We start from the raw sequence: 23,801 nt of genomic DNA on the forward strand, positions 1-23,801 counted from the left end.
GGGGGCGTCCCGCGCGTGCGCGCCGACTGTTAACGAGGGGCCCTTCCTCTACCGGAGGCGTTAACGGGGGGCCCTTCCTTTCACGTTCTTTCGCGTCACAAAAGGTGATGGGGGCCGTGGGTGCGGGTGGGCCGCGTGGCACGATTGCCGCGATGAGCACCGACACCACGGGCACCGTCGCCCGAGACGACGACCCCCGCCCCGGCGGACCGGCCGACTCACCCTTCGTCCGGGCGTGCCGGCGTCAGCCCCGCTCGCACACCCCGGTCTGGTTCATGCGCCAGGCGGGCCGCTCGCTGCCGGAGTACCGGGAGATCCGGGCCAACGTCGCGATGCTGGAGTCCTGCCGCCGTCCGGACCTGGTCACCGAGATCACCCTCCAGCCGGTCCGCCGGCACGGGGTGGACGCCGCGATCCTGTTCAGCGACATCGTCGTGCCGGTCGCCGCCGCCGGTGTCGATCTGGACATCGTGCCCGGCACCGGACCGGTCGTCGCCGAGCCGGTGCGCACCCTCGACGACGTCGAGAAGATCCGCCCGATCACCCGCGAGGACGTCTCGTACGTGGACGAGGCCGTCCGGCTGCTCGTCGCCGAGCTGGGCGACACCCCGCTGATCGGCTTCGCCGGGGCGCCGTTCACCCTGGCCAGCTACCTCGTCGAGGGCGGGCCGTCGCGGACCCACGCGAAGACCAAGGCCCTCATGTACGGGCAGCCGGAGCTGTGGCACGCCCTCGCCGGCCGGCTGGCCGAGGTGACGCTGGCGTTCCTGAAGGTGCAGATCGACGCCGGGGTGTCCGCGGTGCAGCTCTTCGACTCCTGGGCCGGGGCGCTCTCCGAGGCTGACTACCGCCGCTTCGTGCTGCCGCACTCCGCCACCGTGCTGTCCGGGCTCGCCGACGCCGGTGTGCCCCGCATCCACTTCGGGGTGGGCACGGGCGAGCTGCTGGCCACGATGGGCGAGGCCGGTGCCGACGTGGTCGGCGTCGACTGGCGTACGCCGCTGGACGTCGCGACCCGCCGGATCGGTCCGGACCGGGCCGTGCAGGGCAACCTCGACCCGTGCGTGCTGCTCGCGCCCTGGCCGGTGGTGGAGGCCGAGGTGCGGCGGATCGTCGAGCAGGGCCGCGCGGCGCCGGGCCACGTGTTCAACCTGGGGCACGGCGTGCTCCCGGAGACCGACCCCGACGTGCTGACCCGGGTGGTCGCCCTGGTGCACGAGGTGTCCGCCCGGCCGTCCGACCAGGGCTGAGCATCGTGCGGACGCCGTGGCGGGTGGCGGTGGTCGGCGGCGGGATCGCCGGGCTGTCCGCCGCGGTCCGGTTGCGCGACCACGCGCCCGCCGGCACCGAGATCACCGTGTACGAGCAGTCCGGCGCCCTCGGCGGCAAGCTGCGCACGGGCGAGGTGGCCGGCTCGGCGGTGGAGTTCGGTGCCGAGTCGTTCCTGATGCGCGACCCGGCCGGCGGCGAGTCGGCCGCGGTGACCCTGGTCCGCCGGCTCGGTCTGGCCGACCGCATCGTGCACCCCACCGTCGGGCAGGCCGCGCTGGTGGTCGACGGAGGGCTGCGCCCGATCCCGGGCGGCACGCTGGTCGGCGTACCCGGGGACCTGGAACGGGTGACCACGGTCGCGCGGCCGGCCGCGGACGCCGACACCGACGGTGGCGGCCCGCTGCTCGGCGCGGACGACGACGTCGCGGTCGGCGCCCTGGTGCGGGCGCGGTTCGGCGACGAGGTGGTCGACCGGCTGGTCGACCCGATGCTCGGCGGCGTGTACGCGGGCCGCGCCGACGACCTGTCCCTGGTCACCACGATGCCCGCGCTGGCCCGCGCCGCCCGTGTGGAGCACACGCTCGTCGGCGCGGTCCGCGCCGCGCAGGCGGCGGCGCCCCGCGCTCCCGGCACGCCGGTCTTCGGCACCCTGGCCGGCGGCCTGAGCACCCTGGTCGACGCCGCCGCGACGGCCAGCGGCGCGACGGTCCGCACGAACGCGACGGTCCGCGAGCTGACCCCGGTCGGCGACGGCTGGCGACTGACCGTCGGCCCGACCCGCGACCCCGGGTACGTCGACGTCGACGCGGTGGTCCTCGCCGTGCCGGCCCGGCCGGCGGCGCGCCTGCTGGCCGGCATCGCCGACGAGACGGCGGCGGGCGTCGGCGGGCTGGACTACGCGAGCGTCGCGCTGGTCACCCTCGCGCTGCCCGAGCCGGCCCTGCCGGAACTGTCCGGCTTCCTGGTGCCGTCCACCGAGGGGCTGCTGGTCAAGGCGTCCACGTTCTTCACCACCAAGTGGGGGCACCTGCGCCGGCCGGACGGGCTGGCCCTGGTCCGCGCGTCCGTCGGCCGGTACGGCGAGGAGGAGCAGCTCCAGCGCCCCGACGCCGACCTGGCCGCCACCGTGCACCGCGAACTGTCGGCCGTGCTCGGCACCCCGCTGCCGGCGCCGGTCGCGGGCCACGTGCAGCGGTGGGGCGGGTCCCTGCCGCAGTACACCCCGGGTCACGCCCACCGGGTGGCCGCCGCGCGCGCCGCCCTGCGGAGCAGCCACCCGACCCTGGCGCTGGCCGGCGCCGGCTACGACGGGGTCGGCATCCCGGTCTGCGTCCGCTCCGGCGGCACCGCGGCCGAAGAGATCATCACTGCACTGGGAGGATCGGCATGACCGAGCAGACCAACGCGGCCCGGCTTCGGGAGCTCAACGCCAGCATCCGCTACACCATGTGGTCGGTGTACCGGGCCAGCAGCCCGCTCCCGGCGCTGCGCGAGAACGTCACCGGCGAGGTCGACGCCCTCTTCGAGGAGCTGGCCGGCAAGGATGTCGTGGTCCGCGGCACGTACGACGTGTCCGGCCTGCGCGCCGACGCCGACCTGATGATCTGGTGGCACTCCGCCTCCAGCGACGCGCTGCAGGACGCGTACCTGCGGTTCCGTCGCACCACCCTGGGGCGGGCGCTCACCCCGGTCTGGTCGCAGATGGCGCTGCACCGGCCGGCCGAGTTCAACAAGAGCCACATCCCGGCGTTCCTCGCCGGTGAGGAGGCCCGACCGTACCTGTGCGTGTACCCGTTCGTGCGCTCCTACGAGTGGTACCTGCTGCCCGACGCCGAGCGGCGGGAGCTGCTCGCCGAGCACGGCCGGCTGGCCCGTGGCTACCCGGACGTGCGGGCCAACACGGTCGCGTCGTTCGCGCTCGGGGACTACGAGTGGATGCTCGCCTTCGAGGCCGACGAGCTGCACCGGATCGTCGACCTGATGCGCGACCTGCGAGCCTCCGGCGCCCGCCGGCACGTACGCGAGGAGATCCCGTTCTACACCGGCCGCCGCCGCTCCGTGGCCGACATCGTCAACTGCCTCGTCTGAGGTGTAAGGAAGGGCCCCCGCTTAACGCCTCGCGTGGTAGCGGGGGCCCCTTTTAACACACCGCCCCGCACCGGCGGGCAGGATCGGCGGTCTTCGTCGGCGACACGTACGCGGCGGACCACGTCGGGCCGGAGGCGGTCGGCATCCGGGCATTCCTCGTCGACCCGGACCGCCGGTACCCAGTGCCCGCCGGTCGGCGCCGCGACTCCCTCTTCGACCTGCCCGCCCGCGTAACCGCCGGGGCGGGCCGCGTCGGCCGATCGCCGGGCCGGCCGGGGTCGCGCCGGAGGGAGTAGGTGGCGCGACCCCGGCCGGGTCTCAGGTGGCGGTGCAGGTGAGTGTCGGTACGGGGTTGGTGCCGCTCCACGAGCCGAGGAACCCGAACGTGGTGCTCGCTCCGGCACCGAGGGCGCCGTTGTACGACATGTTGCGGGCGGTGACCCTCGTGCCGCTGGTGCTGACGGTGGCGTTCCAGGCCGAGGTGACCTGTTGCCCGCCGGCGAGGGTCCACGTCACCGACCAGTTCGTGACGGCCCCGCCGCCGGCGGTCACCGTGACGTCACCCTGGAAGCCGCCGGCCCACTGGGCGGTCACCCGGTAGGTGGCCGTGCACGCACCGGCCGGCGGCGGCGTGGTGGGCGGGGGAGTGGTGGGCGGAGGGGTCGTGGGCGGCGGGGTGGTCGGCGGCGGCGTCGTGGGCGGGGGAGTGGTCGGCGGCGGGGTGGTCGAGCCACCGCCGAAGTCCACGTCGCTGCACAGGTAGTACGACTGGTCCAGGTGGCTGGCCTGCCAGATGGTGTAGACGACGTGCCGGCCGGTGCGACCGGGTGCGTTCGCCGGGATCTCGATCGAGACGCCGTTGGTCTCCGACTTCCACTGCGACGCCGGGGTGTTGCCGATCTGACCGACCAGCTCCAGGTCGTCCCAGCCCAGCGGCTCGGTGAGCGCGTTGAAGCCCTGCCTGGTCGCGTACACCCGGATGTAGTCGGCGCCGTGGCTGGCCTGGTCGTACAGGCGGACCCGGAAGTTGGTGGACGCCGGGGTGGTCTTCCAGGCGCCGACCGTGTCGAGCGCGTCGTAGCGCCCGTTGGCGGTGTGCCCCGCGCTGCACAACTGCCCGTTCGGGATGGCGCCCTGGTGGTTGCCGGCGACACCCTCCCGGAACAGGCCGTTCCAGTTCCACATGGCGTTCGGGTCGGCCTGCCAGGCCTGCCAGCACATCGGGTCCTCGGTGGCCATCTGGGGACTCTGGAAGTTGCTGCCCCAGCGCTGCCAGCAGCCGTAGTTGCGCGAGGCCGGGTCGACCACGGACCCGTGCGCGGAGACGGGGTTGGCCAGCGCGGTGGTCAACAGGAGGATGGCGGCCGCCACGACGGCGAGCGGCCACAGGAGGCGGGGTGATCGGAGCTGAGGGGACACGTGAGCCCTCCGGGAGAGAGGTCGGACGACGGCGCCCGGACGCGCCGGGAGTTGCCCCTCCCGGGCCGGCGGCGTGGCTCTCGTGCTGGCTCCGCCCGCAGACTCGCACACCTATCGTTCTACGTCAATGCGCTCCTGCGCATGGGAGTGTGCGGGATGCCGTCCTCGACGTACTCCGGGCCGCTGACCGTGAACCCGTGCCGGGCGTAGAAGGCGACCAGGTGCGACTGCGCCTCCAGCACGCACGGCCGGTCGCCGACCTCGTCCAGGGCCGCGGCCATCAGCCGCCCGGCGTGGCCGCCACCGCGCGCCTTCGGCGCCACCACCACCCGGCCGATCCGTGCCACGCCGCCGGGATCGGCGAGGATCCGCAGGTAGGCCAGCGGCGCGTCGGCACCGGCCAGCCACAGGTGGCGGGTGCCCGGCTCGACGTCCCGCCCGTCCAGCTCCGGGTACGGGCACGCCTGCTCGACCACGAACACGTCGATGCGCAGCCGGATCAGGTCGTGGAAGGTGCGGACGTCCAGCTCGGCGAAGGAGGCGGACCGGACCTCGGGCATCTGCGGCACCCCGCGATCGTAGGGCCCCGGTCGGCTCAGGCGTCGACCTGCTCGGCGCTGGCGGGCGTGGGACGCGCGGCGGTGCGCCGGTGACGTACCACCGTGACGCCCGCGGCGACCGCGAGCAGCGCGGCGGCGACGGCCGCGACCCACCACGGGCCCAGACCGTCCAGCCAACCGGCGAGCTCCCGCTGCACCCCGGCGGCGGCGTCGATCACCCGGTCCTCGGCCGAGCCGCCGCCGAAGAGGCGGATCTCGTACCAGCCGTACCACGCCACGTAGCCGCCGGTCAGCACCAGCAGCGCACCGGCGATCCGACCGAGCAGCGGCGCGGCCCGCCGGGTGCGACGCACCAGCGACTCCCGGGCGAGCGCCACCGCGAGGGCGGCCGCGCCGACCACCAGGCCCATTCCGATCGCGTACGTCACGAAGAGGCCCATCCCGGCCACCGGGCTACCGGCGCGGAAGCCGGCGACCACCACCGCCAGGAACGGGCCGATGGTGCAGCCGAGGGAGGCGACCGCGTACGCCGCGCCGAACAGCACCATCGAGCCGAACCGCCGCCGTACCTCCGGCCCGGTGGCCAGGCGCGGCGTGAACGTGGGCAGCTGCCGGCCGGCGAGCAGCCAGCCGCCGGCCACCACCAGCGCCACGCCGATCGCCACCGAGAGCCAGGGCAGCCGTCGGGCCACGGCGTCCGCCGCCGGGCCGGCGAGCAGCCCGAACGCGCCGAACACCCCGACGAACCCGAGGGTCATCGCGCCGGTCAGGGCCAGGGCCCGGCCCACCGGCGCGAGCGGTCCGCGCCGGTCCGCCGGGTCGTCGCCGAGGACCAGCATCGAGAGGTACGCGGGCAGCAGCGCGAAGCCGCACGGGTTGACGGCGGCGAGCAGGCCGGCGCCGAGCGCGAGACCGTAGGGGGCGTCGGTCATCTCGGCTCAGCTCAGTTCGGCGACGCGTCGGCGCAGGTCGGCCTGGGACAGCGGCCCGTTGTGCCGGACCGTCCCGGCGGAGTCCAGCAGCACGTAGTGCTCCTGGCTGGTGACGCCGAACCGGCGCCACACGACGCCGTCGTCGTCGGCCAGGCTCGGGAAGCCGGTGATGCCGGTGTCCCGGGCGAATCGTCGCATCGCGTCGTCGCCGCTGCCGAGGCCGGCCACGCCGACCACGGTCACCCGGTCGGCGTTGTCCCGCTGCACGGCGGCGACCGAGTCGGCGACGCCCCGGCAGCGCGTGCACCACGCCGCCCAGAACCACAGCACCGCCGGCTTTCCGGCGAGGCTGATCCCGGGGAAGCTGCCGCCGTCGAGGGTGCGGGCGGTGAAGTCGAGCGTCTTCGGCACGGCGCCCACGGTCGGGCTCGTGGTGGTGCCGGTACCCGGACTCGCGGCGGCGCCTGTCGGCGCCGGCGTGGCGCTGGCGGCGGTCGGCGCGGCATCGGACGGTGCGTCGTCGGCGCCGCCGCAGGCGGCCAGAGCCAGGATGGCAGCGGCCAGCGCCGCGGCGATCGCTCGGGTGGTCATGACGGGCATGTCCGGATGCTAGCCGCCCGCACCGGCAGAGCCCCCTTACCGCTCGCTTACGTCCACCCCGTCCACCCCACCCCGCTCGGTGAGGATGCAGTTTCACGGCAACAGTCGCCATTCGGCGCGGAATGACGACTGTTTCCGTGAAACTGCGCCCACGCGGCGGGGAGGGGGCGGGAGGGGGCGGGAGGGGGCGGGGGGTCAGGCGGGGCGGGCGCCTACGGCGTCGCGGATCTGGGCGCCCTGGTCGCCCTCCTCGGCGCGGGCGCAGTGCGCGCAGCAGAAGAAGCGGCCGGACACCTCCACGCCGTGCCCGACGATCTTGATCTGGCAGTGCTCGCAGATCGGGGCCATCTTGTGGATGGCGCACTCGAAGGAGTCGAAGGTGTGCACGTCGCCGCTGACCGTACGCACCTCGAACGCCATCCAGTAGTCGTTACCGCAGACCTCGCAGGTCGCCATGACGAAACCCCCGTGAAATGGACAAGTCACCTCAGCGTCGACGAACCGCAGCAGGACGGCAACCGGAACCGGTGAACCTGGTCCGGCCTGCGGCGAGTCGTCCCCGGCGTGTCGCCCGTTGGACCTGGTGCAGGCCTCGATACCGGAGGAATACGTGATCAAGCGCAACAAGCTCTTCGGCAACCAGACCCGGGTGACCTTCTGCCTTCCCCGGGATGCTCCGCCCGGCCCGGTCAGCGTCGTCGGCTGCTTCAACGACTGGGAGCCGGGCCGGCACGAACTCGTCGCCCGTCGGGACGGCACCCGGACCGTCACCGTACGGCTCGGGCCGGGGGAGTACCGCTTCCGCTACCTCGCCAGCGGCGGCGTGTGGCTGGACGACGAGTCGGCCGACCGGGTGGACGAACGGGGCAGCCTGCTGAAGCTCTGAGCTGCTCGCACGTCATCGCTTTTATCGACAGGAGTCTTTACTGTTAACAAGGTTTAATTTATGTTGGGTGGCATCTCGGCAGGTCGAACCTCGAAGGAGATGCCACCATGCGACGAAGACTGACCCTTCCGCTCGCGGCGACCGGCGCGGTCGTCGCCTCGCTGGCGGTAGCCGTGCCCGCCCAGGCCCACGGGTACGTGTCCGGGCCACCCAGTCGGCAGGCGCTCTGCGCCCAGGGCCGGGTACCCGACTGCGGCCAGATCCGATGGGAGCCGCAGAGCGTCGAGGGTCCCAAGGGCCTGCGCAGCTGCCACGCGGGCATCACCCAGTTCGCCGTCCTCGACGACGACGGCCGCGGGTGGCCCGCCACCAGCGTCGGCAGCTCGGTCACCTTCACGTGGACCAACACCGCCCGCCACGCCACCAGCAACTGGGAGTACTTCATCGGCAGCACCCGGGTCGCGGTGTTCAACGGCGGGGGCCAGCAGCCGGGGGCGTCCGTGTCGCACACGGTGAACCTGAGCGGGTACTCCGGCCGGCAGAAGGTCCTCGCGGTGTGGAACATCGCCGACACCGCCAACGCCTTCTACTCGTGCGTCGACCTCCAGGTCGGCGGCGGCAGCGGACCCACGCCGACCACGCCGCCACCGACCACCCCCGCTCCGACGCCGACCGCCGCACCCACCACCCCGCCTCCTGCCCCCGGAGGCACGTGGACGGCGGGCCGCGCCTACCAGGTCGGTGACCAGGTCACCTACGGCGGGTCGAGCTACCGGTGCCGCCAGGCGCACACCGCGATCGCTGGTTGGGAGCCGCCCTACACCCCGGCGCTCTGGACCCAGGTCTGACCGAACCGGGTGCGGCCCGTACCCAGAGCGCGCCGCACCCGCCGACCGTCGATCGGAGGCTCGGCATGATCCGCCGGCTCGCGTACACCCTGCTCGTCGTCATGGTCCTCGCCGGCTGTGCCGGCGGCGACGGTGACACCGTGCCGGCCCCCGCCCCGACCCCGGTCAGCCTTCAGGGCGTCGACGCGCCGTTCCTCGAGGCGCTCGTCGCGCACAGCGAACGGACCCTGGAGATGACCCGCGCGGTCCGCGGCCGGCTGGCCGATCCGCACCTGCAGACCCTGGTCGCCGCCGTCGAGGCCACCGAGACCGACGAGCTGCACACGTCGCGTACGTGGTTGCGCGACGCCGGCCGCCCCACCGCCGGAGGCCGGCACGACCACGCCGGGCACGCCGACGCCGACGACCTGGAGCGGCTGCGCCGGGCCGGACCCGCCGACGTGGACCGGGTCCTCGGTACGGTGCTGACCGCGCACCAGCGGGCGGCGGCGGACCTGGCCCGTGCCCACCTCGCCGTCGGGGGCAGCACGCCGGTCCGGGAGCTGGCCGAACGGGTGGCCCGCTCCCGGGACGCCCAGGTCGAGTTGCTGGCGACGCTGCCGGCTGGTGACCGGAGGCGGTGACCGCCGGCAGGAGACTGCGTCAGGACTCGCGCGGCTCCAGCCGGATGGAGACGGAGTTGACGCAGTGCCGGGTGTCCTTCGCGGTGAAGCCCTCACCGTGGAAGACGTGCCCGAGGTGGCTGTCGCACCGGGCGCAGCGGATCTCGGTGCGGGTCATGCCGAGGGTGCGGTCCTCGATCTCCTTGACCCGGCCCGGGATGGCGTCGTCGAAGCTGGGCCACCCGCAGTGCGAGTCGAACTTCGTGTCGCTGGTGAAGAGTTCCAGGCCGCACGCCCGGCAGTGGTAGACGCCCGGCGTCTTCGTCTCCACGTACTCGCCGGTCCACGGACGCTCGGTGCCGGCCTCGCGCAGCACCCGGAACTCCTCGGGGCTGAGCCGGACCCGCCACTCTTCCTCGGTGCGGGGCAGTTCGCTGTCGTCAAGACTCACCCGCCAACGGTACGTCGGACGTCGCACCCGTCGCATATGGTCGCGCAATGGGTGGCACGAAGAGCGCAGCCGAGGAGGTCGAGGTCGCCGGGCGCACCGTCCGGCTGAGCAGCCCCGACCGGGTGATCTTTCCGCAGCGCGGCTACACCAAGGCCGACGTGTTCCACTACTACCTGGCGGTCGGTGACGGCATCACGCGCGCCCTGCGCGGCCGGCCGACCACCCTGCAACGCTTCCCCGAGGGCGTCGAGGGGGAGATGTTCTTCCAGAAGCGGGTGCCGACCCGGGGCGTGCCCCCGTGGATCGAGACCGCGCGGATCGCCTTTCCCAGCGGTCGGACGGCCGACGAGCTGTGCCCCGCCGACCTCGCCCACGTGGCCTGGGCCGCCCAGATGGGCACCGTGGTGTTCCACCCGTGGCCGGTGCGCGCCGCCGACACCGACCGTCCCGACGAACTGCGCGTCGACCTCGACCCGCAGCCGGGCACCGACTTCGCCGACGCCGCCGCGGCGGCGGCCGAGCTGCGCGGCATCCTCGACGAGCTGGGTGCGACCGGCTGGCCGAAGACGTCCGGCGGTCGGGGCGTCCACGTCTACCTGCGCATCGCACCCCGCTGGACCTTCACCGAGGTCCGCCGGGCCACCATCGCACTGGCCCGCGAGCTGGAGCGCCGCCGGCCCGAGCTGGTCACCACGGCCTGGTGGAAGGAGGAGCGCGGCACGCGCGTCTTCGTCGACTACAACCAGATGGCCCGCGACCGGACGATCGCCTGCGCGTACTCGCTGCGCGCCAACGCCCGCGCTACCGTCTCCACCCCGGTCACCTGGGACGAGCTGCCCGACGTCGACCCGGACGACTTCGACCTGCGCACCGTCCCCACCCGGATGGCCGAGCGCGGCGACCCGCACGCCGGGATCGACGACGCCGCGTGGGACATCACCCCGCTGCTGGAGTGGGCCGACCGGGACGCCGCCGCCGGCCAGGGCGACATGCCGTACCCGCCGGACCATCCGAAGATGCCGGGCGAGCCGAAACGGGTCCAACCCTCCCGAGATCGGGACTTGAACAGGAAAAACACCGACTGAGCGACAAACCTTACGACGACCGGTCGGGGCATCCTGATGGCTACAACAACCGCACCGGACCGACGTACTTCTGGACCGTCGGCACGTCACGCAGGCGCTCACGCTGCTCGCGTACGAATGGAACCTGGAACCACGGGAGAAAAGGGACCGGAGGACGGTCACCCCGATAGACGGCACCGGGGCGGTTGCTTGTATGTCGGCTCAGGTGGCCCGTTGCAGGCCGTACCGGATGGCTCTTTCTTCGCGGTAGGTGGTCAGGATGCAACGGGCGTCGTCCAGGGCCGGACACCCGTCGTCGGTGCAGCGGGCACAGCGGGCCGCGTCGTGCGCGCCGACGCAGTACGACGCCTGTTCGACGTAGAACGGAATCCGCGTCAGGGGCTTACTGGTGGTCACGGCGGCCCCGCGATCGGTACTCCTGGCCCCGCGTCATCAGGGGCCCGGTGGCCGGGTAGACGTCGGTTCGCTGGTTCCATGACGGGACGTGAGGGCCGTGAGCGCCGGACCGGTTCGGGTAGACCGTGGCGGCCCTGGCGATGGGTTCGGCGGGCGGGGTTCGGCGGCGACGGAATGACCACAGGTTCACGGGAGCCTCCCGAGGCTCGGTGACGGGGCGGGGGACTTCGTCACCGGTCGCCGTGGTTGCAGACCGGAAGCAACCGGTGACGGAGCCACTTCGAAAGTTAGTGCACTAACCTTCGTGGGGCAACGACTCTGCCGAGATTTGTCGCACTAACTCGGGTGTGGTCGACTGACCGGGCAGACCGGAGAGGGAGCAGTTCACCGTGCCCGAACCCGCTTACGTGCGCATCGTCAACGAGATGCGCGACGCCATCACCACCGGCACCTATGGGCCCGGTGACAAGCTGCCCACCGAGGCGCAGCTACGCCAGCGGTACGCCGTGTCGACAACCGTCGTGAAAGCAGCCCTGTCGATCCTGCAACGCGAAGGATTGATCGAAGGTCGGCGAGGTTCCGGCAACTACGTCCGGCAGCGACGCAGACTCACCCGTCGGGCTCACGGCCAGGACGTGCGTACCGCCACCGGACCGACAAGCCCGTTCGCCCGCGACGCCACAGCCGCCGGTCAGCGGGGCACCTGGGAACACGAGTCGGCGCACACCACCGCTGGCCCGGATATCGCGGCCCGACTCGGGATCGGACCCGGCGACCCGACCATGACCACCCGGTACCGGTTCATTGCCGACGGCGAACCGATCCAACTGTCCACCAGCCACGAATCGTTGGCGGTGACCGGCGGTACCGCCATCGAGTGGCCCGAAGACGGCCCGGCGGTCGGAGTCGTCGCCCGCATGGACACGATCGGCGTCCGCATCGACTCGTTCACCGAGAAGGTCTCCTTCAGGCCCGCGACCCCGGAAGAGATCCAAGCCTTGAACCTAAAGGCGACCGGGTCGCATGTCCTGACGATCGAACGGACCTACTACGCCGCAGACCTGGCCGTCGAGACCGCTGACATCGTCCTGGGGCCGGATTACGACGTGGTGTACCGGGTGCCGGTGGACTAACGCCGAGATCCACATGGCATCCGCCATGCCGATCCTGTGGACCGGGCGGTGCGTTCCAGGTTGCCTAGGGCCGCGCATACGGGGTACTGAACCACCTCGTCCAGCGTTCGCTCAGACGGGCGGGGCACACTGGCCCCCATGACCTCTCCGAGCGGTGTGATCCGCCGGCTGGTCGGCGTGTACCACGCCGACGGCGGCCTGCGTGGCGAGCTGGCGTACGTCGTCGGCAAGGTCCGCGGCACCGCCGAGTGCGCGCTCTGCGACATCACCCACGGGCCGCTCGGCCGCAAGCGCGAATGGCGGCACCTCGTGCCCGAGCTGGGCGTCCCGGTCGACCTCGTGCACCTCAACGAGCGCTCACCGGAGGTCCGCGCGGCCAGTGAGGGACGTACGCCGTGCGTGCTGGCGATGACCGACGACGGCCCGGTGCCGCTGCTCGGTCCCGCCGACCTGGACGCGCTGGACGGCAGCGTGGCCCGGTTCGCCGAACGGCTGCACGCCGCCGTCGAGGCCGCCGACCTGCGCTGGGTGTCGCGCGAGGACCGGCCCGCACCGACGGCCTGACGGGCATCGGGCCGGAGCCCCGGAGGCCGACGCCACCCGGGTCGACCCGGCCGGGTCAGAGGTGGAGTTTCATGCCCTCGTGGCTGGCGACGAAGCCGAGGCCCAGGTAGAAGCGGTGCGCGTCGTGGCGGGACTTGTCGGTGGTCAGCTGGACCAGCGCGCACCCCCGCTCCCGCGCCCGGTCGACCGCCCAGGTCATCATCTTCCGGCCCAGGCCCCGGCCCCGCTGGTCGGCCCGGACGCGGACCGCCTCGATCAACTGACGCTCCGCGCCGTGCCGGCTGAGCCCCGGGATGTAGGTGAGCTGCATGCACCCCACCACCTCACCGTCGGCCTCCGCCACCACCAGGTCGTTGCGCGGGTCGGCGGTGATGTCGTCGAACGCCCGCTCGTACGCGGCGTCGACCTCTCCGACCTCACGGGACCGGCCCAGCGAGTCGTCGGCGAGGAGCACCAGGACGGCGGGCAGGTCGGACCGGACGGCCGCACGGAAGATCAGGTCAGTCATGGCGCCGAGCCTGGCACAGCAACACCGACGGATGTACGGGCGGTGGTTGCGGTCACCGGGCAGCATGATGCCCCATGGACACCCTCCTGGAGCCGTTCCGGTGGATCTACCGGGGGCTGGTCTGGTTCGCGAACTCGCCACGGACCTTGATCACCTCCTACCTGCTCATGATCGTCGTGGCCGGCATCATCTACAGCCAGGTGGAGAACAGGAGCGCCGCCGACGCGGTCTGGTGGGCGGTGGTGACCGCGTCCACCGTCGGCTACGGCGACATCTCACCGACCACCTGGGCCGGCCGGACCCTCGCCGCGCTGCTCATCTCGACCATGGTCCTGCTGGTCATCCCGCTGATCACGGCGCACTTCGCCAGCCGGCTGATCGTCGACGACGACGCCTTCGAGCACGAGGAGCAGGAACAGCTCAAGGCGGACGTGCACCGGATGCGGATGCTGCTGGAGGAGATCGCCCGGCGCTACGACATCGAGATGCCGGAACTGCGGCCGGAGCCCCCGGTCAGCGGGCCGGGCAGCGCAGCCCCTCCCTGGGAACGGTCAAGCCGATCAGGTAGGCGTCGACGGCAGCAGTGATGCACCCCGTCTGCGGATAGGCGGTGTGCCCCTCGCCCTCCCAGGTGAGCACCCGGCCCACCCCGAGCATCGAGGCCAGGGCGGGGGTCTGCTCGTACGGCGTGGCGGGGTCCCCGGTGGTGCCGACCACGAGGATCGGCGGCGCACCGTCGGCCCGGCCGGTCGGGTACGGGTCCCGGCCGCCCGGCCACTCCGCGCAGGAGAGCATGCCCACGGCCAGGGCGGGGCCGAACAGCGGGTACTTCTCGCGCCACTGCGACTGGAGCTGACGGATCTGCTCCCGGGTGGGCTTCTCCTCCTCGTCGGCGCAATTGACCGCGAGGTTCGCGTCGAAGAGGTTCGAGTACCGGCCGTCGTCCTCGCGGTCCGCGTACGCGTCGGCGAGGCGGAAGACCTCCGTCGGGTCGCCGCCCTGCAACTCGTCGATCGCCCGACCCAGCTCCTCCCAACCCGCCTCGGTGTAGAGGGAGGAGATCACGGCGTAGAACACCCAGCCGGGGGTCGCCTCCCGCCCGCCGTCGCCCCGGACCGGTGAGACCCGGGCCTTCTCGATCGCCGAGGTCACCGCGGCCCGGGCGTCCGGGGCGATCGGGCACCGGCCGGCGTTGGCCGCACACCACCGCGTGAAGTTGTCGAACGCCCGCTCGAAGCCCTTGGCCTGGCTCTCCGAGGAGGCGACGAGCCCCATCCGGGGATCGACCGCGCCGTCGAGCACCAGCGCCCGGACCCGCTGCGGGTAGAGCTGCGCGTACGTGGCGCCGAGCAGCGTCCCGTACGAGTAGCCGAGGTAGGTGAGCTTCTCGTCGCCGACGGCGGCGCGGACCGCGTCCATGTCCCGTGCGGCCTGCTCGGTGCCGTACAGCGGGAGCTGGTCACGGTACTTGGTGCCGCAGCCCTGGCCGATCCGCTGGTTGAGCGCGACGAACTCGTCAAAGGCTTGCTGACTCCGGGGATCGGGGTCGTAGCCGAAGGTCGCGTCGAGGTGCACGTCGAGGATGCACTTCACCGGGCTGGAGCGGGCCACTCCGCGCGGGTCGAAGCCGACGATGTCGAAACGGTCGGTGATCGAGGTGGGCAGCCCGCCGAAGGTCGGCCCGAACGAGAGGTAGACGGCGGTGTCGACACCCGAGCCGCCAGGGCCGCCGGGGTTGATGACCAGCGAGCCGATCCGGTCGCGCTGTTTCGTGGAGCGGGCCCGCAGCAGTGCGATCTCGAACATCATGCCGATGCCGGGCCCGGAGGTGGCACCGGTGCCGGTGCCCCAGTTGCTCGGGACCTCGATGGTGGCGCACTCGTAGCGCATGTCCGGCGCACTGCGCCCGACCAGTTCCTCGGGCACCTCGGGGCACGCGCGCCAGGCCGGCGCGGAGCCGGGTGCGGCAGCCTCACCCTCGACGTCCGTGCTGGGGGCGAACGCCGGCAGGGTGCAGCCGGCCGTGACCAGCGCGGCGGCGGCCAGACCGGCGAGAGCCAGCCGGAACCGGGGGCGGTCGGAGGTGCGGGTCACGAGGAAGCCTCCCTGATCGGGTCGAGCGCCAGGCTACGCCGGACCGGCGGGTGACCCCACGGTCGCCGTCGGATCGCCGCGCAGCACCTGGTCCACGTCGAACCGGACCGGGCGGTCGAGCTGGTCGTAACGGCAGGAGCGGGGGTCACGGTCGGGCCGCCAGCGGACGAAGCGTGCGGTGTGCCGGAACCGCTCGCCCTCCATCGCGTCGTAGCCCACCTCGACCACCAGCTCGGGGCGCAGCGGCTCCCACTCCAGGTTCTTCGTGCCGGTCCACCGGCTGACCCCACCGGGGATGCGTTGCCCGCGCTCGTGGTCGCCGTGCACCCACGGGTGCGTGCCGTCGGTGTCCCGGTACGGCGCCAGCTCCTCCAGCAGCTCCTCCCGGCGGGCCATGGTGAACGACGCGCTCACCCCGACGTGGTGCAGGACCCCGTCGTCGTCGTAGAGGCCGAGCAGGAGCGAGCCGACCACCGGCCCGGACTTGTGCCACCGGAAGCCGGCCACCACCACGTCGGCGGTGCGCGCGTGCTTGACCTTGAACATGAGCCGCTTGCCCGGCTCGTACGCCAGATCGGCCGGCTTAGCGATGAGGCCGTCCAGGCCGGCGCCCTCGAAGACGTCGAACCAGCGGTGCGCGGTCTCCGGGTCGGTGGTGACCTGGGTGACGTGCACCGGCGGCCGTACCCCGGCCAGCGCCTCTTCCAGCCGGGCCCGCCGGCGCGGATAGGGCTGCTCCAGCAGCGACTCGTCGCCCAGGGCCAGCAGGTCGAAGGCGACGAAGTCGGCGGGGGTGGTCTCGGCCAGCAGCTTCACCCGTGAGGCCGCGGGGTGGATGCGCTGGGCGAGCAGCTCGAAGTCGAGGCGTGGCTGACCGTTCGGCCCGTCCCGTCGGATGACGATCAGCTCGCCGTCGACCGCGCACCGCTCCGGCAGCTGGCGGCGGGCCTGCTCGACGACCTCCGGGAAGTAGCGCGTCATCAGCTTGCCGCCCCGGCTGGCCAGCTCGACCTCGTCGCCGTCCCGGAAGACGATGCACCGGAAGCCGTCCCACTTCGGCTCGTACGTCATGCCGGGGGAGGTCGGCACCCGGGGCACGCTCTTGGCCAGCATCGGCTCGACCGGCGGGTTGATCGGCAGCTCCACGGCGACCAGTCAATCAGACGACACCGACAGCCGTGAGGCAGATCACTGGCGGCTCGCGGGCGGTGTGTCCTCCGACGTACCCGCCGTCACTCCGGCCGGAATCAGATAACCGCAGGTCAGAGCTACTTTCGGCGGGTGTCGGAGTGGGTCTGCGGGTGTTGCGGGCGGTGGCGGGTCAGCATCGAGCTGATCCGTGGGCGCTACCGCTACCGGCTCGTGCACCGCTACCCGCGCTCGTACGGCGGCGGCAAGAACGTGCTCGGCGAGGTCGGCTCGGTCGCCGAGTTGGCGGAACTGCTCCGCACCCGTACGCCGCTGGAGCTGGCCGACCTGCGCGAGGCCGCCTGACCACCGACCGGTCGGGCGAAACCCTTTCCGCGAGCTTCCCCCGCACCCGGTCAGCACAATCAGTCACATGTTCGTCTCGTCACTGTTGGTGACGGGACGGCCCGTGTCGGCACCGCGCCTTCGCCGCTTTGCTCTGCACCCCCGGATGCACCAGCCTTCCCAGCTGCTGTTTCCCGGTGGTCCCCGTGCGGGCCCCGATTACTAGACGTGGCCGGTGCGTATCAGGGTGCAGAGCAAAGCGGCGCGCACGTCGTCATGCCAGGCGCGCGAGGGTGACCCTGCGTGAGCGCCTCCCCGGCCCCGACAGCGGGCGGCCGGCCGTCCCGCGTCCACGGTGCGGCCTCCGCCATCGGAGCGTCGTCACCGGCGGGTACGCGTCCGACAGCGGAGTGCGGCAGGTGGGTGGCCGAGGACCAGTGCGGCTCAGGCGTTGGCGCGGACGGCGGTGACCGACGGCTTCTCCAGCAGGACCAGGCGCACGCCGTTCGCGTCCGACCGGTGTCCGACCACCCGGTACCCGTGCCGCTGGTACAGCCGGAGGTTCTGCTCGCTGTCCGCGCCGGTGAACAACGCGAAGCGGTCGACCCGGGCGGCGTACATCGCCTCGACGGCCCGGAGCAGGCGCCCGCCGACGCCGTGACCCTGCTGGTCCGGGGCGACGGCGAGCCGGCCGACATGGGCGACGCCAGCCTCGACGTGGGCGCGCACCGAACCCACCAGCCGTGGACCGATCCGGGCGGTCAGCACGGTCCGCGCCCCGGCGATGGCGGCGCGCACCTCCTCCAACGTCTCGGTCAGCGGCGGCAGGAACGGGTCGGCGTAGCGCTGCGCCTCGGTGAGGTAGGCGGCGCGCTGCACCGTGAGGATCTCGCCGGCGTCGAGGGGGGTGGCCGGCGCGATCAATGGGGGTGTTCTCACGGGCCCAGCCAACCACAGTCGACCGGGAGCGCGATGCCCCCGATCCGTACGCTGGACGGTGTCCGTCGAACCGAAAGGGGTGACTGCCGTGCCGGCACTGACCTATCCGCACGTCGGCGCCACCCGGGCCGGGGACCTGCCGACCGGCTGGCGGCACGTGCGGCACCGGATCCGGCTGCCCGGCGACGCGTTCGACGCGGCGGGCGAGGCCGTGCTGTCGTGGCACCTGCACCGGGCCGCGGGCATCCGGATCGACGCCTCGGCCGACCGGGCCGCGCCCGGCGTACGGGTCGTCTCCGGGCTCGGTGTCGGCCCGCTGCGGTTGCCGGCGCCCTGCGAGGTGGTCTGGGCGGTCGACGACGGCTCCCGGGCCGGCTTCGGCTACGGCACCCTGCCCGGCCACCCCGCCCGGGGTGAGGAGGCGTTCCTCGTCGGCCGCGACGCCGCCGGCGAGGTCTGGTTCGAGGTACGCGCCTTCAGCCGGCCCGACCGCTGGTTCATGCGCGCCGCCGGGCCCGCCGGCCGGCTGTTCCAGCACGCGTACGCGTGGTGGCTCGGACGGACGCTGCGCCGGCTCTGCGCCCGGCGGGGCTGACCGCCGATATCGTCCGCCGGCTCGACTCCGGGCTGGCCGGTGCGGCCGTCAGAACCGGGCGAAGGAGCGGATCGGCGCCCGGGGGCCGAACTTCGGCGCCTGGATGCCGGCGGCCTCCAGCAGCCCGCACACCCGGCCCCGGTGCCCCCGGAACGGCTCCAGCAGGGCCAGCATCCGGGCGTCGTCGCCGCGCGCCTCCCCGGCGAGTGCCCAGGCCACGGTGTTCGGCACGTGGTAGTCGCCGACGCTGACCGCGTCCGGGTCGCCGTACGCGACGCGGACCACCTCCGCCGCCGTCCACGGGCCGATGCCGGGGATCGCGGTGAGCCGGCGGGTCGCCTCGGCCGAGTCGGCGCAGCGCTCCAGTCGGTCGGCCACGGCCGCGACCCGGCGCAGCGTCTCCGCCCGACGCTGCTCCACCCCGAACGGGTGGAAGACCCAGTACGGGGCGGCCGCCACCGCCGACGCCTCGGGCGGCAGCAGGAGCGGCTGCATCGGGCCCGGTGCCGCCGCGCGGAAATGCCGGACCGTGGCGGCGTACGCCCGGTACGCCTCCTTGCCGGTCACCTTCTGCTCGAAGACCGCCCGCAGCAGCCGGGGGAAGACCTGACCGGTGGTCGGCATCCGCATCCCGTGGTACCGCGCGGCCAGCTCGGCCACCAGCGGGTGGGCGGCGGCCAGGTCGGCGAAATCGGTCAGGTCGTCGCGGAGACCGGCAATCGCGTCGGCGCGCTCGACGACCCAGTCGGCTCCCGGGCCGTACCCCTCGGCGAGGAGATCCCCGGCGGACGGGCGCAGCGCCAGGGTGGCCGGCCCGTCCGGAGTGCGGGTGGCCCACCAGAAGGTGCCCGCCGCGACCCGCGCGCACGGGTCGTACGGGCTGAAGGTCAGCGACCGCACCGACGCGGCCAGGCGGTAGCCGGCCGGTGGGCGCAGCACCCGGCGGGCGTCGGCTTCGGTCGCGGTCACCCCGCCATGCTGCCACGGGAGGAGACGGTCGCGGCGCCGGCCCGTGGTACGGGCCGGCGCCGCGGGCCGGGTGGAGACGTTGCCGGTACGTCCCGTACCCGGATCCGGCGGTGGCCGGCCGCGCCCTCCCAGCTGCGACCGGCCACCGTGCCTGGAGTGGTGCGCTCAGTACGAGTAGCCGGAGTCGGCCTCGGCGTCGTCGGCCGGCGGGGCGACCGGCTTGGGGGTGCCGGTCGGCAGGCAGGTCAGGTTCTTCTTGCCGTTCGGAGCCACCACGAACCAGGTGCCACCGACGCCCTGGCCCTTCCACTGGCCGGGCTTCTTGTCACCGATGTAGCGGTACAGCGGCCAGCCGTCCAGCGTGATCTGCCGGGTGCCGTCCTGCCGGGTGATGGTGCCGACCTTGTCGTCGGCGACGCCGTTGAGCTGCGGGCTGCCGTCGGTCAGCGCGGGCGGCCACACCTCGGCGCACTTGTCGACGCAGTTCGACGCCGGCGGGTCGTTGGTGTCCTTGTCGAAGCGGTAGAGGATCCAGCCGTCCTGGTCGGTGACCACGCTGCCCATCCGGGCGACCTTCTTGCCGTTCAGCTCGTCGGTGAGGTCGGCGTCGGCGGGCGGCGGGGCGTCCGCGGGCGCTTCGGGTGCCGCCGAGGCCTCGGGCGCCGCCGACGCCTCGGCCGACGCGGTGGGTTCGGCCGCGGCGACGGCGACCGGCTCGGCCGCGCCCGCGTTCGCCCCGTCGTAACCCGCGGGAGCGCAGGCCGTAAGTGCGACCATCGCGCTCGCGACGATGACGGTCCGCTTCATCTGTGCCACGTGCCCTCCTCATTCTTGGCAGTTCACCGGGTAATACGGGAGGCTTGCTGTCAAGGTTGAATGGTTGACAGTGGTCAATTTCACGCGAATGCGTTGAACCGAATGGCCCGGATATCCGTAGGTCGGCACGAGGGTGCGGTGGAAACGACGACGACTGATCGGCGCCGGCCAATGTGGCCGGCGCCGATCCATGTCGTACGGGTCAGGCCGGGGTGACTGTGACCAGCGGGCTCGCCACCCCGTTGATGTCCACCGACTGCACCTGGAAGTGCTTGATCTCACTGGTCGGCGTCGAGGTGGAGGCGGCCAGCGTCAGGCGGTTGGGATTGGTGTTGGTGCCGTAGCCGCCGCCCGGTACCGACCAGGTGGAGATGATCTCGGAGGTGTTGTTCTTCCGCACCACCACCAGGCGGCAGACGCGCGGGCCGGGCAGTTTCGCCAGGGTGAAGTTCACCCCCGTACCGAACTCCTTCGACGCCACGAAGAACGTCGCCACCACCCCGGTCGTGGTATCGGTGACGTTGCGCTGCTTGCCCTCCACCGGGTTGCCGCCGACGCCCGGGTCGCCCGGCTGACCGGGGCGGGTCACGGGCGGGCTCGCGGGCGCGCTGGTGGTCGGCAGGGCTCCCACGTCGGGCGCGCTGTCCTCGGTGACGCTGGCGAAGCCCACCCCGGTCAGCCCGCCGAAGACCACCACCGCGGCGGCCGTGGCGAGCAACTGCCGGAACCGCGTCTTCCGCCGATGGGCACGGACCGCTACCAGCGTCCGGTCCAGCAGGGCCGGGTCGGTCTGCGTCTGCTCCAGCGCCGTCATCGTCTCGCCGTCGATCCCGGAGAGCATGCCCACGACCGGGACCATCGTCTCCAGCTCCGCGGCACACGCCCAGCAGGTCGCCAGGTGCTCCTCGAACCGTTCCGTGTCGTGCTCGTCCAGTACGCCGAGCGCGTACGCGGCGACGTCCATGTGGTCTGCCCGGCTCATTCCGTCACCCCCCGTTCCTGCAGAGCCGTGCGCAGGGCGCGCAGCGCGTAGTAGACCCGTGACTTCGCGGTGCCGAGCGGCAGGCCCAGTTCCTCGGCGGCCTCCGGCACCGTCCGGCCCCGGAAGTACGTCGAGACCAGGATCTCCCGGTGCGACTGACTGAGCGTCCGCAGAGCGTCCGCCACGGTCATCGTTCGCAGCACCCGGTCGGTGCTGTCCGCCTCGGCGAAGGCGGTCAGGTCCCGGTCGTACGTCTCGGCCGGCCGGGCCTGTTCACTGCGGTGTTCGTCGATCGCGATCCGCCGGGCCACCGTCACCAGCCACGGCCGCAGCGAACCCTGCCCCTGCGCGCCCAGTCGGTGCGCGTTGCGCCAGGCCCGCAGCAGTGTCTCCTGCACGATGTCCTCGGCGCGCTGCCGGTCACCGCCGGTGAGCCGCATGACGAAGGCCAGCAGCGGGCCGGCGTGCTCGGCGTAGAGCAGCCGGATCAGCTGGTCGGAGTGACTGGACTCGCCGGACGGTGGTGCCTGATGGCGTCCGGGCGCGGGTCGGGGCGGCACCGGATCATTCTGGCGAGGGATGGGGCGGGCGTCGACCCCGCGAGCAGACGCGCTCGGCCGGGACTGGGAGCGCGCGGACATCCAGCCCGGCCGAACCCTGTCCCCGTGCCAGCCGGCCGCCACCGCATGCATGCAGACCTCCGGTTCCGATACATCGGCTGCCCCCCACGGGCCTGCCGCCGGATGATACGGAGCCGGCCGCCGAGCGGATCAACGACCCACCGAAAAAATTCCGGGCGGGGGCGGCGTCGAGTCGGTGGCGTCGGCGTCGTGCACCACCGGTGCGCCGCCGGCGAAGCGGTCCAGCTCCGAGCCGGCCAGCACCCTGCCCGGGAAACAGTCCCCGGCGGCGCGGCGGGTCAGCTCCGGCACCGGTGGCTCGGTCCGGCCGGCGACCAGCACCAGGTTGCCGTACCGGCGACCGCGCAGCACGGCCGCGTCGGCGACGAGCGCGGCGTGCGGCAGCACCGCCCGGACGGTGGCCACCTGCGCCCGCGCGTGCCGCAGCGGTGGGCCGTCGGCGACGTTGGCCAGGTACCAGCCACCCGGCCGCAGCACCCGGGCCACCTCGGTGACGAACTCCACCGAGGTCAGATGGGCCGGGGTACGCGCACCGGCGAAGACGTCGGCGACGACCACGTCCAGACTGGCCTCCCGGGTGGCGGTGACCACCGCCCGGGCGTCGCCGACCCGGACCTTCAACCGGCCGTCGGCGGGCAACGGAAGCTTGCGGCGGACGAGGTCGACCAGGGCGCCGTCCACCTCGCACACCCGTTGGGTGGAGCCGGGACGGGTGGCCGCCACGTACCGGGGCAGGGTCAGCGCCCCGCCGCCCAGGTGGAGCATCCGCAGCGGCGTGCCGGCCGGCGTCACCAGGTCCACGGCGGCGGCCAGCCGGCGGACGTACTCGAATTCCAGGTGCGTCGGATCGGACAGGTCCACGTGGGACTGCGGCGTACCGTCGAGCAGCAGCGTCCACGAGCCGGGCCGGTCCGGGTCGGGGACCAGTTCGGCCTGGCCGGTGTCGACCTGCTCGACCACCCGGTCGGCGGCCCTCCGGCGGCCCATCAGGCGCGCGGCCGGGCGGCCGCGGTCAGCACCCGGTGCAGCAGTCGCGCGTCGCCGAGCAGAGCGCGCAGGCGGCGTTCCAGCCCGGCGATCGGCACCAGGTTCTGCGGCGCCCGCGGATCCTTGTACGGCGTGGACGCGAACCGGGGAAGGGTGACCAACGACAGGTCGGCCAGGGCGACCGCCTCGGCGACGTCCAGCTCGGCGGAGCACTCCACCCGCACGATGCCCGCCCAGGGTGCACCGGCCGCCACCGGCAGCCGCAGATACCAGGACCAGCCGCCCCAGGCCGTGCCGAGCCGGAACACCGGGGACCGCTCGCCCGGCGCCAGACCGGTCACCACGGCGGTCAGCCGGGCGTCCAGGTACTGGCTGTGCTGGGTCTTGATGTAGCCGAGGGTGCGCGGCAACTGCCGGCGGTTGCGCAGCGGCCCGTCGACCACCAGCAGGTCACCGTCGATCCGCGCGGCGCCGGAGACCTCCACCTCCAGCGCGGTCAGCGGTCCCTGCACGGCGGCCGGCAGCTTCGCCAGCTCGCCGGTCCCGCCGACCCGGTGGACGGGGTAGTGGACGCTGCCCGCGACGACGTCCTGCGCGGACGGGCTGGCGGTGAACAGGCCCCGACCCACCTTCGCGCCGGCGAGCTGCGCCGCGCCGCGTTCCAGGTCGCACCGGACCACCCCGGCGGCGTACGAGGCGGCGATCCCCGGGTACGAGTTGCCGTCGTCCTCGGCCGTCCACACGCTCGCGTCGATCCGGCGTACCCCGTCGACCAGCAGCACCACGTCGGGTGCCCGCACGCCGGGGCGCGGGCCGATCGCCCGCCAGTCCACCGCCGGCACCTCGTGGTCGGGCTCCACCCGGGCGCTGCTCGGCGCCGCCGGACCGCCACCGGCCTCGAACGACGCCCCGTACGCCGGATCCCAGGCGTCGACGAAGAAACGGCTCACACCGCCACCTT

General features: G+C 73.2%; 29 protein-coding genes. 12 read left to right on the forward strand and 17 right to left on the reverse strand.

Annotated elements, in window-relative coordinates; all coding sequences use genetic code 11:
• Positions 1-152 precede the first annotated feature (152 nt).
• The 3 genes from hemE to hemQ are packed head-to-tail and all read left to right on the forward strand — an operon-like array spanning position 153 to position 3,360.
• Positions 153-1,250, forward strand: a complete 1,098-nt coding sequence (gene hemE / locus ACTMSW_RS10595) for a uroporphyrinogen decarboxylase (protein WP_441180368.1) — start codon at positions 153-155, stop codon at positions 1,248-1,250.
• Positions 1,251-1,255: 5 nt separating this feature from the next.
• Complete coding sequence (hemG, locus tag ACTMSW_RS10600) at positions 1,256-2,662, forward strand: protoporphyrinogen oxidase (protein ID WP_441180369.1); 1,407 nt, start codon at positions 1,256-1,258, stop codon at positions 2,660-2,662.
• Entirely contained in the window at positions 2,659-3,360 is a 702-nt protein-coding gene (gene hemQ, locus ACTMSW_RS10605; RefSeq protein WP_441180370.1) for a hydrogen peroxide-dependent heme synthase, read from the forward strand. The genes hemG and hemQ overlap by 4 nt, the downstream gene beginning before the upstream one ends.
• Positions 3,361-3,678: 318 nt before the next feature.
• On the opposite strand, the gene ACTMSW_RS10610 is transcribed toward hemQ, so the two are convergent.
• The 5 genes from ACTMSW_RS10610 to ACTMSW_RS10630 form a co-directional block, all read right to left on the reverse strand.
• A complete protein-coding gene (locus ACTMSW_RS10610; protein WP_441180371.1) occupies positions 3,679-4,779 on the reverse strand; it encodes a lytic polysaccharide monooxygenase auxiliary activity family 9 protein in 1,101 nt (366 codons plus the stop codon).
• Positions 4,780-4,898: 119 nt separating this feature from the next.
• Entirely contained in the window at positions 4,899-5,339 is a 441-nt protein-coding gene (locus ACTMSW_RS10615) for a GNAT family N-acetyltransferase (RefSeq protein ID WP_441180633.1), read from the reverse strand.
• A gap of 35 nt (positions 5,340-5,374) precedes the next feature.
• Positions 5,375-6,271, reverse strand: a complete 897-nt coding sequence (locus tag ACTMSW_RS10620) for a cytochrome c biogenesis CcdA family protein (RefSeq protein ID WP_441180372.1) — start codon at positions 6,269-6,271, stop codon at positions 5,375-5,377.
• Between the two features lie 6 nt (positions 6,272-6,277).
• Positions 6,278-6,871, reverse strand: coding sequence for a redoxin domain-containing protein (locus ACTMSW_RS10625; RefSeq protein ID WP_441180373.1), 594 nt, complete (start codon positions 6,869-6,871; stop codon positions 6,278-6,280).
• A 195-nt stretch (positions 6,872-7,066) separates the two neighbouring features.
• Positions 7,067-7,327: a Prokaryotic metallothionein gene (locus ACTMSW_RS10630; protein ID WP_441180374.1), complete on the reverse strand. Its 261-nt coding sequence runs from the start codon at positions 7,325-7,327 to the stop codon at positions 7,067-7,069.
• A 154-nt stretch (positions 7,328-7,481) separates the two neighbouring features.
• On the opposite strand from ACTMSW_RS10630, the gene ACTMSW_RS10635 reads away from it, so the two are divergent.
• The 3 genes from ACTMSW_RS10635 (at position 7,482) to ACTMSW_RS10645 (ending at position 9,228) form a co-directional block, all read left to right on the forward strand.
• Positions 7,482-7,757, forward strand: coding sequence for an isoamylase early set domain-containing protein (locus ACTMSW_RS10635; protein WP_441180375.1), 276 nt, complete (start codon positions 7,482-7,484; stop codon positions 7,755-7,757).
• A gap of 107 nt (positions 7,758-7,864) precedes the next feature.
• Complete coding sequence (locus tag ACTMSW_RS10640) at positions 7,865-8,605, forward strand: lytic polysaccharide monooxygenase (RefSeq protein ID WP_441180376.1); 741 nt, start codon at positions 7,865-7,867, stop codon at positions 8,603-8,605.
• Positions 8,590-9,228 carry a DUF305 domain-containing protein gene (locus ACTMSW_RS10645; RefSeq protein ID WP_441180634.1) on the forward strand — a complete coding sequence of 213 codons (639 nt, stop codon included), beginning with the start codon at positions 8,590-8,592 and terminating at the stop codon, positions 9,226-9,228. The genes ACTMSW_RS10640 and ACTMSW_RS10645 overlap by 16 nt, the downstream gene beginning before the upstream one ends.
• A gap of 19 nt (positions 9,229-9,247) precedes the next feature.
• Here the strand turns inward: ACTMSW_RS10645 and msrB are convergent, their stop codons facing one another.
• On the reverse strand, positions 9,248-9,658 hold the full coding sequence (msrB, locus tag ACTMSW_RS10650) for a peptide-methionine (R)-S-oxide reductase MsrB (protein ID WP_441180377.1): 411 nt from the start codon (positions 9,656-9,658) through the stop codon (positions 9,248-9,250).
• Positions 9,659-9,705: 47 nt separating this feature from the next.
• Between msrB and ligD the strand changes: the two genes are divergently transcribed.
• A complete protein-coding gene (ligD, locus tag ACTMSW_RS10655) occupies positions 9,706-10,743 on the forward strand; it encodes a non-homologous end-joining DNA ligase (RefSeq protein ID WP_441180378.1) in 1,038 nt (345 codons plus the stop codon).
• Between the two features lie 201 nt (positions 10,744-10,944).
• On the opposite strand, the gene ACTMSW_RS10660 is transcribed toward ligD, so the two are convergent.
• Positions 10,945-11,139, reverse strand: coding sequence for a hypothetical protein (locus ACTMSW_RS10660; protein WP_441180379.1), 195 nt, complete (start codon positions 11,137-11,139; stop codon positions 10,945-10,947).
• Between the two features lie 389 nt (positions 11,140-11,528).
• Between ACTMSW_RS10660 and ACTMSW_RS10665 the strand changes: the two genes are divergently transcribed.
• Both ACTMSW_RS10665 and ACTMSW_RS10670 read left to right on the forward strand, forming a co-directional pair.
• Entirely contained in the window at positions 11,529-12,272 is a 744-nt protein-coding gene (locus ACTMSW_RS10665) for a GntR family transcriptional regulator (RefSeq protein WP_441180380.1), read from the forward strand.
• A gap of 138 nt (positions 12,273-12,410) precedes the next feature.
• On the forward strand, positions 12,411-12,836 hold the full coding sequence (locus ACTMSW_RS10670) for a hypothetical protein (RefSeq protein WP_441180381.1): 426 nt from the start codon (positions 12,411-12,413) through the stop codon (positions 12,834-12,836).
• Between the two features lie 55 nt (positions 12,837-12,891).
• On the opposite strand, the gene ACTMSW_RS10675 is transcribed toward ACTMSW_RS10670, so the two are convergent.
• On the reverse strand, positions 12,892-13,344 hold the full coding sequence (locus ACTMSW_RS10675) for an N-acetyltransferase family protein (RefSeq protein WP_441180382.1): 453 nt from the start codon (positions 13,342-13,344) through the stop codon (positions 12,892-12,894).
• Between the two features lie 74 nt (positions 13,345-13,418).
• On the opposite strand from ACTMSW_RS10675, the gene ACTMSW_RS10680 reads away from it, so the two are divergent.
• Entirely contained in the window at positions 13,419-13,931 is a 513-nt protein-coding gene (locus tag ACTMSW_RS10680; RefSeq protein WP_441180383.1) for a potassium channel family protein, read from the forward strand.
• Here ACTMSW_RS10680 and ACTMSW_RS10685 read toward each other — a convergent pair.
• Together ACTMSW_RS10685 and ACTMSW_RS10690 are read right to left on the reverse strand one after the other, a co-directional pair.
• Positions 13,858-15,405, reverse strand: a complete 1,548-nt coding sequence (locus ACTMSW_RS10685) for an alpha/beta hydrolase (protein ID WP_441180635.1) — start codon at positions 15,403-15,405, stop codon at positions 13,858-13,860. The two genes, ACTMSW_RS10680 and ACTMSW_RS10685, sit on opposite strands and share 74 nt — an antisense overlap.
• A 66-nt stretch (positions 15,406-15,471) precedes the next feature.
• Entirely contained in the window at positions 15,472-16,584 is a 1,113-nt protein-coding gene (locus ACTMSW_RS10690) for an ATP-dependent DNA ligase (RefSeq protein ID WP_441180384.1), read from the reverse strand.
• Between the two features lie 135 nt (positions 16,585-16,719).
• Between ACTMSW_RS10690 and ACTMSW_RS10695 the strand changes: the two genes are divergently transcribed.
• On the forward strand, positions 16,720-16,932 hold the full coding sequence (locus ACTMSW_RS10695) for a hypothetical protein (RefSeq protein ID WP_441180385.1): 213 nt from the start codon (positions 16,720-16,722) through the stop codon (positions 16,930-16,932).
• A 423-nt stretch (positions 16,933-17,355) separates the two neighbouring features.
• Here the strand turns inward: ACTMSW_RS10695 and ACTMSW_RS10700 are convergent, their stop codons facing one another.
• Entirely contained in the window at positions 17,356-17,850 is a 495-nt protein-coding gene (locus ACTMSW_RS10700) for a GNAT family N-acetyltransferase (protein ID WP_441180386.1), read from the reverse strand.
• Positions 17,851-17,938: 88 nt separating this feature from the next.
• Here ACTMSW_RS10700 and ACTMSW_RS10705 point away from each other — a divergent pair, with 88 nt between their 5' ends.
• Complete coding sequence (locus ACTMSW_RS10705) at positions 17,939-18,445, forward strand: DUF1990 family protein (protein WP_441180387.1); 507 nt, start codon at positions 17,939-17,941, stop codon at positions 18,443-18,445.
• Between the two features lie 48 nt (positions 18,446-18,493).
• On the opposite strand, the gene ACTMSW_RS10710 is transcribed toward ACTMSW_RS10705, so the two are convergent.
• The 6 genes from ACTMSW_RS10710 to ACTMSW_RS10735 all read right to left on the reverse strand — a co-directional run bounded on the left by ACTMSW_RS10710 (position 18,494) and on the right by ACTMSW_RS10735 (position 23,790).
• Positions 18,494-19,414 (reverse strand): DNA-3-methyladenine glycosylase family protein, encoded by a 921-nt coding sequence (locus tag ACTMSW_RS10710; RefSeq protein ID WP_441180388.1) that lies wholly within the window; start codon positions 19,412-19,414, stop codon positions 18,494-18,496.
• Between the two features lie 165 nt (positions 19,415-19,579).
• The gene (locus ACTMSW_RS10715; protein ID WP_441180389.1) at positions 19,580-20,230 is read right to left on the reverse strand and encodes a COG4315 family predicted lipoprotein; all 651 of its coding nucleotides are present in this window, start codon (positions 20,228-20,230) and stop codon (positions 19,580-19,582) included.
• 202 nt (positions 20,231-20,432) lie between these two features.
• Complete coding sequence (locus tag ACTMSW_RS10720) at positions 20,433-21,212, reverse strand: anti-sigma factor family protein (protein WP_441180390.1); 780 nt, start codon at positions 21,210-21,212, stop codon at positions 20,433-20,435.
• Positions 21,209-21,904, reverse strand: coding sequence for a sigma-70 family RNA polymerase sigma factor (locus tag ACTMSW_RS10725; protein ID WP_441180391.1), 696 nt, complete (start codon positions 21,902-21,904; stop codon positions 21,209-21,211). Before ACTMSW_RS10725 ends, ACTMSW_RS10720 begins: the two co-directional genes overlap by 4 nt.
• 78 nt (positions 21,905-21,982) lie before the next feature.
• Positions 21,983-22,840: a spermidine synthase gene (locus ACTMSW_RS10730; protein WP_441180392.1), complete on the reverse strand. Its 858-nt coding sequence runs from the start codon at positions 22,838-22,840 to the stop codon at positions 21,983-21,985.
• The gene (locus ACTMSW_RS10735; RefSeq protein WP_441180393.1) at positions 22,840-23,790 is read right to left on the reverse strand and encodes a hypothetical protein; all 951 of its coding nucleotides are present in this window, start codon (positions 23,788-23,790) and stop codon (positions 22,840-22,842) included. Before ACTMSW_RS10735 ends, ACTMSW_RS10730 begins: the two co-directional genes overlap by 1 nt.
• Positions 23,791-23,801: the final 11 nt, after the last annotated feature.

The organism is Micromonospora sp. BQ11 (genome assembly GCF_052068135.1).
GTDB lineage: Bacteria > Actinomycetota > Actinomycetes > Mycobacteriales > Micromonosporaceae > Micromonospora.

Coding starts and splice junctions, on each gene's coding strand:
- ACTMSW_RS10670 (WP_441180381.1), top strand. CDS start 12,411: ATGACCTCTCCGAGCGGTGTGATCCGCCGGCTGGTCGGCGTGTACCAC.
- ACTMSW_RS10620 (WP_441180372.1), bottom strand. CDS start 6,271: ATGACCGACGCCCCCTACGGTCTCGCGCTCGGCGCCGGCCTGCTCGCC.
- ACTMSW_RS10625 (WP_441180373.1), bottom strand. CDS start 6,871: ATGCCCGTCATGACCACCCGAGCGATCGCCGCGGCGCTGGCCGCTGCC.
- ACTMSW_RS10675 (WP_441180382.1), bottom strand. CDS start 13,344: ATGACTGACCTGATCTTCCGTGCGGCCGTCCGGTCCGACCTGCCCGCC.
- ACTMSW_RS10680 (WP_441180383.1), top strand. CDS start 13,419: ATGGACACCCTCCTGGAGCCGTTCCGGTGGATCTACCGGGGGCTGGTC.
- ACTMSW_RS10725 (WP_441180391.1), bottom strand. CDS start 21,904: ATGCATGCGGTGGCGGCCGGCTGGCACGGGGACAGGGTTCGGCCGGGC.
- ligD (WP_441180378.1), top strand. CDS start 9,706: ATGGGTGGCACGAAGAGCGCAGCCGAGGAGGTCGAGGTCGCCGGGCGC.
- ACTMSW_RS10720 (WP_441180390.1), bottom strand. CDS start 21,212: ATGAGCCGGGCAGACCACATGGACGTCGCCGCGTACGCGCTCGGCGTA.
- ACTMSW_RS10615 (WP_441180633.1), bottom strand. CDS start 5,339: ATGCCCGAGGTCCGGTCCGCCTCCTTCGCCGAGCTGGACGTCCGCACC.
- hemE (WP_441180368.1), top strand. CDS start 153: ATGAGCACCGACACCACGGGCACCGTCGCCCGAGACGACGACCCCCGC.
- ACTMSW_RS10630 (WP_441180374.1), bottom strand. CDS start 7,327: ATGGCGACCTGCGAGGTCTGCGGTAACGACTACTGGATGGCGTTCGAG.
- ACTMSW_RS10730 (WP_441180392.1), bottom strand. CDS start 22,840: ATGGGCCGCCGGAGGGCCGCCGACCGGGTGGTCGAGCAGGTCGACACC.
- hemQ (WP_441180370.1), top strand. CDS start 2,659: ATGACCGAGCAGACCAACGCGGCCCGGCTTCGGGAGCTCAACGCCAGC.
- ACTMSW_RS10640 (WP_441180376.1), top strand. CDS start 7,865: ATGCGACGAAGACTGACCCTTCCGCTCGCGGCGACCGGCGCGGTCGTC.